This is a genomic window from Nocardia sp. NBC_00881, from assembly GCF_045207455.1.
GTDB lineage: Bacteria > Actinomycetota > Actinomycetes > Mycobacteriales > Mycobacteriaceae > Nocardia.
The window spans coordinates 877,417-888,965 of record NZ_CP108798.1; the positions used below are offsets into that span (position 1 = coordinate 877,417).

Sequence of the window (11,549 nt, forward strand, 5' to 3'; positions counted from 1 at the left end):
AGCGGGGCGTACCACCGGACCTTACGAGCGGTGCGATTGCCATTGTCGGTATGTCGTGCCGGTTGCCGGGTGCGGTCGATCTCGAGAGCTTTTGGCGGTTGCTGCGCGAGGGCCGTGACGCTGTCGGTTCGGCTCCGGCTGATCGTCCGGGGATCGATGAGACGGCGGGGTTCCTCGATTCGGCGTCGGAATTCGATGCCGACTTCTTCGGTGTGTCACCGAATGAGGCGCGGTCGATCGATCCGCAGCAGTTGCTGGGTCTCGAGCTGAGCTGGGAAGCGTTGGAAGACGCGGGCTACCGTGACCGGAATGGCGCCCGGGCCGGGGTGTTCCTGGGCTGCACCGGAACCGATTTCGCCGAAATAGTGGCCGCGCAAGGTAAATCCGGTGTCGGCAGGCATTCGTTGTGGGCGGTCGGTAGGAGTGTGGCCGCCAACCGGATCTCCAACTACTACGGGTTCACCGGCCCTAGCATGGTTGTCGACAGCGGGCAGTCCTCGTCGTTGGTGGCGGTGCATCTGGCGTGTGAATCACTGCGTAGCGGCGAATGCGATGTGGCGTTGGCGGGTGGGCTGAATCTGATTCTGTCGCCGTTGAGCGGCGAGCGTTACGAACACTTCGGTGCGCACTCCCCGTCGGGAAAGTGTCATACCTTCGATGAACGCGCGGATGGCACGGTCCGTGGTGAAGGTGGCGGCATCGTCGTGCTCAAGCCGCTTGCGCGTGCGGTCGCCGATGGTGACCGGGTCTACGCGGTGATCCGTGGTAGTGCGGTCAACAGCGGTAACGAGCGTCAGGTGTTGAGCGCGCCCAGCGTGGCGGCGCAGACGAATGTTGTTCGGGCGGCACTGGCGGCGGCGGAGGTGGAACCGGGGTCGGTGCATTATGTGGAGCTGCACGGCACCGGCACGCCCGCAGGCGATCCGGTGGAGGCGACGGCTCTCGGGGAAACTTATGGCGTAGGTCGGCCTGCGGGCGCGGCGTTGGCGGTCGGTTCGGTCAAGACCAATATCGGGCATTTGGAAGGTGCCGCGGGGATCGCCGGTCTGATCAAGACGGCGTTGTGCCTGCGGTATCGGGAGCTGGTGCCCAGTCTGAACTTTCACGCTCCGAATCCGCGGATCCCGCTCGATACGCTGGGTTTGCGGGTGCAGACCACGACGCAGCACTGGCCTGCTGCGGTGTCGAGCGCTGGGCCCGAGGCCGCATTGGAGCATAGCCATGAGGGCCGAGCCAGCGCTGCGATTGATACCGTAGCGCTGCGCCGGGCAGGAGTGTCGTCATTCGGTATGGGCGGCACGAACGCGCATGTGATTGTGGAGGAAGCGCCCGCGGCGTCTGTGGATGGAGCGGACACGGATACTTCGCGGCCGCTGGTGTGGGTGTTGTCGGGCCAGAGTCGGGAGGCGTTGCGGGGGCAGGCCGTTCGGCTGCGGGAGTGGTTGGCCGATTGCCCGGGAGTCGGTGCGGCCGAGGTGGGGTATTCGCTGATCCGTTCGCGCATGCCGTTGGTGTGGCGGGGTGCGGTGGTCGGACACGACCTCGACGCGATGAGCGCGGGATTGGCCGCACTGGTCGATCCGGCTGTGGGCGAGCCCTTTGCGGTGACGGGTCGTGCCGCGTCCCGGCGGGCGGTTTTCGTGTTTTCGGGGCATGGAAGTCAATGGGTGGGGATGGGCGCGGCGTTGTTGGCGTCGGGGGGTGTGTTCGCGGAGTCGATCGCGGAGTGTGAGGCGGCGTTGGCGCCGTTCGTGGGTTGGTCGTTGACAGAGGTGCTGCGGGGGGAGGCGGGTGCGGCGTCGCTGGACCGGGAGGATGTGCTGCAGCCGGTTTTGTTCGCGGTATCGGTGTCGTTGGCGCGGTTGTGGCGGGCCGGTGGGGTGGAGCCGGCCGCGGTGGTGGGGCATTCGCAGGGCGAAATCGCGGCGGCGGTGGTGGCCGGCGGGTTGTCGTTGGCCGATGGGGCACAAGTGGTGACGGCGCGTTCTCGTGTTCTCACCGAGGTGTTGTCCGGTTCGGGCGGCATGGCGTCGGTTGGTCTGGCGGCGGACGCGGTGGCCGACCGTGTGGCGCCGTTCGGTGATCGGTTGTCGGTCGCGGCGGTGAACGGACCGGGGCAGACGGTGATATCGGGCGAGTCGGAGGCGTTGGCTGAGTTTCTTGCCGGGTGTGCGGCCGATGGGGTGTGGGCGAAGCAGGTTCCGATCGATTACGCGTCGCATTCGGCGGCGGTAGAGCCGATCCGGGATCGGTTGCTGGCCGAGTGGGCGTCGATCCGCCCGAAATCGGGTTCGGTGCCGTTCTTTTCGACGGTGACCGCGGAGTTTATGGACACAGCGGGGTTGGATGCCGGGTATTGGTATCAGGGCCTGCGAGAACGGGTGCGCTTCGCCGAAGCGATCGAGGCGTTGATCCGTCTCGAGATGAACGCGTTCGTCGAGGTCAGCCCGCATCCGGTGGTGTCGGCGGCGATCGAGTTGACTGCGGGCTCGGTCGGCAAAGCCGATCACGTGGCTGTCGTGGGCACGCTGCGGCGTGGCCATGGCGGCCCGGAGCAATTCGCTGCCGCGCTGGCACACGCCTACTGCGTCGGGATCGACGTGACACCGGAGGTGTTGGCCGCACCCGCCGCGCGGGTGGACCTGCCGACGTATGCGTTCCAACGGCGGCAGTGCTGGACGCTTCCCGCGGTCGAGTCAGTGGAGTCCGCGATCGCGGACTCCACTGTGCCGCCGCAGCGCATCGTTTCTTCGGCCGAGAGTCGAAGCGCTGTCATAACAGGTCCGCTGGCGCCGCGGCTGTTCGCCGTTCCCGAACACGAACGCGAGGCGTTGGTGTTCGCGGTGGTGGCCGAGCAGGCCGCGGCAGTGCTCGGCCACGATTCGCCCGACGCCGTGCATCCCGACCGGCCGTTCACCGCGTTCGGGTTCGATTCGTTGAGCGGGCAAACGCTGCGTAATCGTCTGGTGACGGCCACCGGTGTGGAGTTGCCGACCACGTTGATATTCGACCATCCGACCCCGACCGCGGTGGCGCGCCTGGTGCGTTCACGGCTCGAAGGTGTGGATCTCGGTGTGCGGCGGATGACGCGTCGCACTCGTTCCGATGAGCCGATCGCGATCGTCGGCATCGGTTGCCGCTTCCCCGGCGGCGTTGCCTCGGCCGAGGACCTGTGGGACCTCGTCGCGGCGGGCCGGGATGCGATCACACCGTTCCCGTCGGACCGGGGATGGGACCTAGGGCGGTTGTTCGATCCGGATCCGGACAAGCCAGGCACCACCTACGCCAGGGCAGGTGGATTCCTGACTGATGCGGGCGCTTTCGACGCCGGCTTTTTCGGTATCGGTCCGCGTGAGGCGGCCGCGATGGATCCGCAGCAGCGGTTGATGCTGGAAGTCTCTTGGGAAGCGTTGGAGGACGCGGGGATCGACCCTGCCTCGCTGCGCGGCACCGACACCGGCGTGTTCGTCGGTGCCGGCTCGTCGGGTTACTCGCGTGCGGTGACCGACGAATACGAGGCCTTCCGGCTGACCGGGACGTCACCCAGCGTGATATCCGGCCGTGTCGCCTATGTTCTCGGCCTGGAGGGGCCTGCGGTCACGGTCGACACCGCGTGCTCGTCGTCGCTGGTCGCGCTGCATCTGGCCTGCCGGACGCTGCACCATGGTGAGGCGTCCCTGGTGTTGGCGGGCGGGGTGAGTGTTGTAGCGAGCCCGAGTCTGTACGTGGAATTCGCGCGCCAGCGGGGGTTGGCGGTCGATGGGCGGTGCAAGGCGTTCGCCGCCGCCGCCGACGGCGTGACATGGTGCGAGGGGGTCGGCGTGCTGGTGGTAGAGCGCTTGTCGGACGCCCGTCGCCGCGGCCACAACGTGTTGGCCGTTGTCCGCGGCAGCGCGATCAATCAGGACGGCGCCAGCAATGGACTGGCCGCGCCGAACGGTCCGTCGCAGGAACGGGTGATCGCGGCGGCTTTGGCGGACGCCGGTCTCGTGCCGTCGGATGTGGATGCGGTGGAGGCGCACGGCACCGGGACGGCGCTGGGTGATCCGATCGAGGCGCAGGCGCTGATCGCGACCTACGGACGTCATCGCTCCGATGCGCAGCCGCTTCGTCTCGGATCGCTGAAGTCGAATATCGGTCACGCGGTCGCCGCAGCGGGCGTGGGTGGCGTGATCAAGATGGTGCAGGCCTTGCGGCACGAAACACTGCCGAAGACATTGCATGTCGACTCGCCGAGCCCGCATGTGAACTGGACCGCGGGGGCGGTGCGGCTGCTGACCGAGGCGGAACCCTGGCCGACCGGTGACCGGGTGCGTCGTGCGGGGGTCTCGTCGTTCGGGATCAGCGGCACCAACGCGCACATGATCCTGGAGGAGGCGCCCTCGCCGGCTCACACCGAACCTGTTGCTGTCGAACGTGGTGCGAACATTCTGTGCTGGACCCTTTCCGCGGAGAGCCGGGAGGCGTTGCAACACCAGGCTGTTCGGCTGCGCGAGTGGTTGCAGTCGCGTGCGGAGGTGGATGCGGCGGGTGTGGCGCATTCGTTGTTGCGTCACCGTGCACGGTTGGAGTGGCGGGCTGCCGTAGTGGGGCGGGAGTTGGCCGAGTTGAAGGCTGGGTTGGCGGACCTGACCGCGTCGGCAGCCGAGCAGCCTGAAGGCGTGGACAGTGTGGTGTCCGGTCGTGCTTTGTCGCGTCGGGTGGCGTTTGTATTCCCGGGGCAGGGGAGTCAGTGGGTGGGGATGGCTGCTGGGTTGTTGAGCGCCGGTGGAGTGTTCGCTGAGGCGATCGTGGAGTGCGAAGCGGCATTGGCGCCGTTTGTGGATTGGTCGTTGACAGCGGTGTTGCGGGGAGAGCCGGGTGCGGCGTCGCTGGACCGGGTGGATGTGGTTCAGCCTGTGCTTTTCGCGATGATGGTGTCGTTGGCGCGGTTATGGCGTGCGAGCGGGGTTGAACCTGCTGTGGTGGTAGGGCATTCGCAGGGTGAGATTGCGGCGGCTGTGGTTGCGGGTGGGCTTTCGTTATCCGATGGTGCGCGGGTGGTGGCTCTTCGCTCTCAGGTTGTTGCGGAGGAACTCGCGGGCCGTGGCGGTATGGCGTCGGTGAATTCGACCGTTGATGCGGTCACGGAGCGGTTGGCCGGTTTTGGGGAGGGGCTTTCAGTGGCGGCGGTGAATGGTCCGGCGCAGACGGTGGTGTCGGGAGAGGCGTCGGCCATAGACGAGTTCTTGTCGGCGTGCGCGGCCGACGGGGTGTGGGCGAAGCGGATTCCGGTGGATTATGCGTCGCATTCGAGCGCGGTGGAGTCGATTCGGGATCGGGTATCGGCCGAGCTGGACGCGGTGGCGCCGATGTCGGGGTCCGTCCCGTTCTTTTCCACCGTGTTCGCGGATTATGTCGATACCGAGGTGTTGGATGCGGGGTATTGGTATCGGGGGTTGCGTGAGCCGGTGCGGTTCGCGGAGTCGATTGAGGTATTGGCGCGTGCGGGCGTGAATGCGTTTATCGAGGTGAGTGCGCATCCGGTGTTGACGATGGGGGTGGAGTCGACGCTGGAGGCGATCGGTTTGGCGGATCGTGTGGCTGTGTTCGGGACGTTGAAGCGCGACCATGGGGGACCGGAGCAGGTCTCCACCGCCCTGGCCCAGGCGCATTGTGTAGGTGTAGAGGTCGCAGCGGTGGCGTTGGCGCCGATGGCCTCTCAGGTGAATTTGCCGACATACGCCTTCCAGCATCAGCGGTACTGGCTGCAGCCGGTGGGGGTGTCGGATGTGCGGGGGGCGGGCTTGGAGGATGCGCGGCATCCGTTGTTGGGTGCGATGGTGCGGTTGCCGGACTCCGACGGGGTGGTGTTGACGGGGCGGTTGTCGTTGATGACCCACCCGTGGCTGGCTGATCACGCCGTCGCTGGGGTGGTATTGCTGCCCGGCGCCGCTGTGGTGGAGCTGGCGCTGCACGTCGGAACCGTCGTGGATTGCCCTCGGCTCGAGGAGTTGGTCATCGAAGCGCCGTTGCCGTTGCCGTCCGCAGGCACAGTCGAGCTGCGTGTGATGGCGGGCGGACCGGATGAGAGGGGTGCGCGGACGGTGTCGGTGTACTCCCGTGCCACAGGCAGCGACCCTGACGACGGAGCGGACGCAGCGGACCAGGCCGGGTGGGTCCGCCATGCGGTCGCGACCGTCACTGTCCAGTCGGACCTGCCGTCGATCGACACCGGCATGGCGGATTGGCCGCCGGTCGGCGCGATGGCTGTGGAGATCGATGCCGCCTATGCGGACCTGGCGGCGGCGGGTTACGAGTATGGACCGGCGTTCCGGGGACTGACCGGCTTGTGGCGGCGTGATGGCGAAGTGTTCGCCGAAGTCGTTCTGCCGGAATCGGTTCGGTCGGAGGTCACGGGATTCGGTGTACAACCGGCATTGGTGGACGCGGCGCTGCACGCGGTCCTGGTCGGTGGGCTGGTTCCCGTGACCCGGGCTGGTGAGGTTGCCGTCCCGTTCTCCTGGGCCGACATCGTACTGCACGCGACGGGAGCGACGGCGTTGCGGGTCAGGGCGGTCGCGGCCGGCTCGTCGCCAGCGAATGAGCGGATCGCGATGACACTTGCCGATGCGTCGGGCATGCTCGTGGCCGAGGTAGGGGAGTTGACCCTGCGGCCTTTGTCGACCGATGCGCTCGGCGCGGCGCAGCGTCGGACCGACAACACCGGCTACGGCGTCGATTGGGTACCGCTCCCCGTACCTGTGGACCGGCACGTCGTGGCTGAAGCCTGGGGAGCGGCCGATGACGGCGAGACCGTCACCATCGCCGAAAGCCCCGCCATGGTGCTGCGCCTCGGCGATGCGCGGGCCGACCGCGATCTTCCTGCGGCGGTGCGGGACTCGGTCACCGCATTGGCGGTGCGAGTGCAGCGGCTGCTGACTCGGGACGGGACCGTCGTCGTGGTGACGCGGCAGGCGGTGGCGGTGCATCCCGATGAATCGGTGGACCTGGTCGCGGCGACGGCATGGGGTCTGCTGCGGACCGCGCAGAGCGAGAACCCGGACCGGATTCTCCTGGTGGACATCGACGAGAAGACGGATTACAGGGACGCCGTGGTCCTGGTTTCGACCCTGGTCGGTGACAATCAGGTAGCGGTGCGGCGCGGGACGGCATACGCACCCCGGCTCGCGGTCGTGGCTGGCGCAGAACGGCATGGGTCCTTCCGGCCCGATGGCACTGTGCTGATCACCGGTGGTACCGGGGGGCTCGGTGCGTTGGCCGCGCGGCATCTGGTCACCGAATACGGCGTGCGCAGGCTGGTGTTGACGAGTAGGCGGGGCCCGGACGCCCCCGGCGCCGCCGAGGTCCGGGACGAGCTCAGCGCGCTCGGTGCGCACGTGGAGGTGATCGCGTGCGACGCGGCCGACCGGGCCGCAGTGGATGCGATGGTGGCGGCGATACCGTCGGAGCATCCGTTGACCGGCGTCGTCCATGCCGCGGGAGTGCTGGCCGACGGCGTGTTCGCCGCGTTGACGGCGGAGCGGATCGCGGAGGTGCTGCGGCCGAAAGTGGATGCGGCATGGAATCTGCACGAGGCGACCAAAAGCCTGGATCTCTCGGCGTTCGTGCTGTATTCCTCGATCGCGGGGTTGATCGGTAATCCGGGCCAGGCCAATTATGCCGCTGCCAATGTCTTCCTCGATGCCCTGGCGCAACACCGGCAGGTGTCCGGTCTACCCGCGACGTCGGTGGCATGGGGGCCGTGGCTGGAGCGCACCGGTATGACCGGTGCGGCCGACTTCGCCCGGTTACGCCGACAGGGTTTCGCGCCGTTGAGCGACGCGGAGGGCATGGCGCTGTTCGATGCGGCATTGGCAAGCAGACGGCCCTTATTCGTGGCGGCCCGGGTCGACCGAACCGCTCTTGTCGAGACGAGTCCTGCTGAGTCGCATGCGATCATGCGCGGACTGACGCCGCGTGCGTATCGCCGGATGGTCGGGCCCGCGAGCAAGTCGTCGGGTCTGGCGGCACAACTGCAGGGCCGTTCGACGGCCGAGCGGGAACAGATCATCGTCGAGATGATTCGAGTCCAGGCCGCGGCTGTTCTCGGCCACGCCGGTGCGAACTCGATCGCCGTGGACAAGCCGTTCAGCGGTATCGGGTTCGACTCGCTCGGCGTCTTGGAGTTCCGCAATCGGCTGGCCAAGGCCACCGGTCTGCCGTTGCCGTCGACCTTGATGTACGACCACCCGACCGTGGCGGCGGTGGCGAAGTTGGTGCTGTCCCGGGTCGAGCCGACAACGACGGTCGAACCTGTCCAGCGGGCTCCGCGTCGGGTGTCGACAGCTGATCCGATCGCCATCGTGGGGATGAGCTGCCGGTTTCCCGGCGGGGTCGGCTCCCCGGACGAGCTGTGGAAACTGGTTGCCTCCGAAGTCGACGCGATCGGCGAGTTCCCGTCGGATCGCGGCTGGGATCTGGAGCACTTGTTCGATGCAAACCCGGACAAGCCTGGCACTTCCTACACCCGTCAGGGCGGATTCCTCGATGGCGCAGGTGATTTCGATGCCGGGTTCTTCGGGATAGGCGCACGGGAAGCGTCCGCGATGGATCCGCAGCAACGTCAGCTGCTGGAAGCGTCCTGGGAGGCATTGGAATCCGCGGGTATCGACCCGACATCGTTGCGCGGCACCGATACCGGAGTGTTCGCCGGAGCGTGCCTCTCGGATTACGCCGATCGGGTGGTCGGAGATCTCGAGGGATACCGGCTCACCGGCAATACGCAGAGTGTGCTGTCCGGCCGGGTAGCTTATGTCCTCGGTGTGGAGGGGCCTGCTGTCACCGTGGATACCGCCTGCTCGTCGTCGCTGGTGGCTCTGCACCTGGCGTGCCAGGCGCTGCGGCAGGGAGAGAGTTCACTGGCGTTGGCCGGCGGTGTGACGGTCATGGCCCGGCCCGACCTGTACATCGATTTCGCACGGCAGCGAGGTCTTTCGCCGGATGGGCGGTGCAAGGCGTTTTCCGCCGCGGCCGACGGCGTCGCGTTTTCGGAGGGTGTCGGCGTGCTGGTGCTGGAGCGGTTGTCGGACGCGCAGCGGCTGGGTCACGACGTGTTGGCTCTGGTGCGCGGGACCGCGGTGAATCAGGACGGTGCGAGCAACGGTCTGACGGCGCCGAATGGCCCGTCGCAGGAGCGGGTGATCGCGGCGGCGTTGGCGAATGCCGGGTTGGAGCCCTCGGATGTGGATGCGGTGGAGGCGCACGGCACCGGGACGACATTGGGCGATCCGATCGAGGCGCAGGCACTGATCGCCGCGTACGGGCAGAATCGACCGGATCGGCCGCTGCGAATCGGGTCGGTGAAGTCGAATATCGGCCACACCGTCGCCGCGGCAGGCGTCGCGGGCGTGATCAAGATGGTGCAGGCACTGCGGCACGAAACTCTGCCGAAGACACTCCATGTCGATGCGCCGAGCCCGCATGTGGAGTGGTCGGAGGGCGCGGTCGAGTTGCTGACCGAGGACACACCGTGGCTACGCAACGGACGCATTCGCCGAGCAGGGGTGTCCTCGTTCGGCATCAGCGGCACCAACGCCCACGCCATCCTGGAAGAAGCACCTGTTCCTCGAGTTCCGCGTCCCCGGCCCGCGCCCGCAGACCGCCCCGACCCCGGCCCAGCGGTTCCGTGGCTGGTGTCGGCGAGTTCCGAATCGGGCCTGCGCGCCCAAGCCGATCGACTGCGGCAGTGGGCGATCGACAATCATGACGCGGACCCGTGGGATGTCGCGTACTCCTTGGAGACGTCGCGGGCCCTGCTCGACTGCCGCGGAGCCGTCGTCGGGCGTGATCGTGACGAACTGCTGGCCGGTCTGGCCGAGTTGGCGACGGGTGCGCCAGGGGCGATCGCGGCGACAGCGAGTTCGGGCAAGACCGCGTTCCTGTTCACCGGTCAAGGTGCGCAGCGTGCCGGCATGGGCGCGGGATTGTACGCGGCGTTCGAGGTGTTCGCGACAGTGTTCGACGAGGTGTGCGCCCAGATCGATCCGCTGCTCGGTGTGTCGTTGAAGGAGTTGATGTTCGCCGAGGACGATCCGGCCGCCAGCGATGGAGCGAGCGGTCGCGCATCAACACTCTTGGATCGGACGGAGTTCACGCAGCCGGCGTTGTTTGCGTTCGAGGTGGCGTTGTTCCGGTTGCTGGAGTCGTTCGGTGTGGTGCCGGATATGCTGATCGGGCATTCGATCGGTGAGTTGGCCGCCGCGTACGTGGCGGGGGTGTGGTCGTTGGCGGATGCGTGTGCTCTGGTGGTGGCGCGTGGTCGGTTGATGGGGTCGCTGCCGGCGGGTGGGGCGATGCTGGCGGTAGCGGTGTCGGACGATCGTGCGGCCACTGTGGTGCCCGAGTTCGACGGCCAGGTGTCGTTGGCTGCGGTGAACGGTCCGTCGTCGGTGGTGTTGTCCGGCGATGTGTTCGCGATCGCCGAGATCGAGGACGCGTTTGCCGTGCAGGGCGTGAAAACCACCCGGTTGCGGGTGAGTCATGCGTTTCATTCGGTGATGATGGAGCCGATTCTCGACGAGTTCCGCAGGGTCGCCCAAGGATTGACTTACCACAAGCCGACGGTGCCGATCGTGTCGAACGTTTCGGGTGCCGTGGTCGGTGCGGAGATGACCGATCCGGGGTACTGGGTGCAGCAGGTGCGTGGCTGTGTGCGCTTCGGGCCCGGAATCGACGCGGTGGTCGAGGCGGGGGTGCGGCGGTTCGTGGAGATCGGACCGGATGCGGTGCTGTCGGTGTTGGTTGGGCAGCGTCTGGCCGGGACTCCGGATGTCGAGGCCGAGTCGATGGTGGTCGCGGCTGCCCGGCGTTCGGTCGAGGAGTCGACCCAGTTCGTGTCGGCGCTGACGCAAGCCCATGTGGTGGGTGTCGGTATGGACTGGATGCTGCTGTTCGAGGGCCGTGCTGTGTCGCGGATTTCGTTGCCCACTTATGCGTTCCAGCACCAGCGGTACTGGTTGCAGCCGATCGGTGTGGCGGATGTGCGGCAGCCGGGTATGGATGATGCGACCGACAGCGTCGGCTACGGCGAGACAAGCCGGACGCCGGAGCTGATGGCCCAGCTGGCGGGCGCCTCGCCAGGCGAGCAGGATCGCCTCATCATCGACGTGATCGTCGCTCAGGTCGAGGCTGTCCAGGGACCGGCGAGTGCGGACGTGATCGCCTCGCGCCGGCCGTTCGCAGATCTCGGGTTCGATTCGCTCGGCGTGATGGAACTCCGCAACCGGCTGCAATCGGCAGTCGGTGTGCAGTTGTCCACGACCGCACTGTACGACTACCCCACCCCGGCGAGACTGGCCGTCTTCCTCCGCGGACAGATCGCCGCTATGGACGCCCCCGCGGAACGCGCCGTAGCCGAAGACCTCGCCCGACTGGAGGCGATGGTCGACCGCGTCCTCGCCGGGGCGGGCGAGGACGCTGCGGCCGTCACCCGACTGCTCGGCATCAGCGACCGTCTTCGGTCCCACCTCGGTGACCGGCGGCAGAGCGACGAATACGACGACCTTTCT

At 67.3% G+C, this 11,549-nt stretch carries 1 pseudogene; it reads left to right on the top strand.

Annotated features, from left to right (window positions below):
- Positions 1 to 44: 44 nt before the first annotated feature.
- A pseudogene (locus tag OH799_RS03465) lies at positions 45 to 11,327 on the top strand (type I polyketide synthase); the annotation flags it as partial.
- Positions 11,328 to 11,549 lie beyond the last annotated feature (222 nt).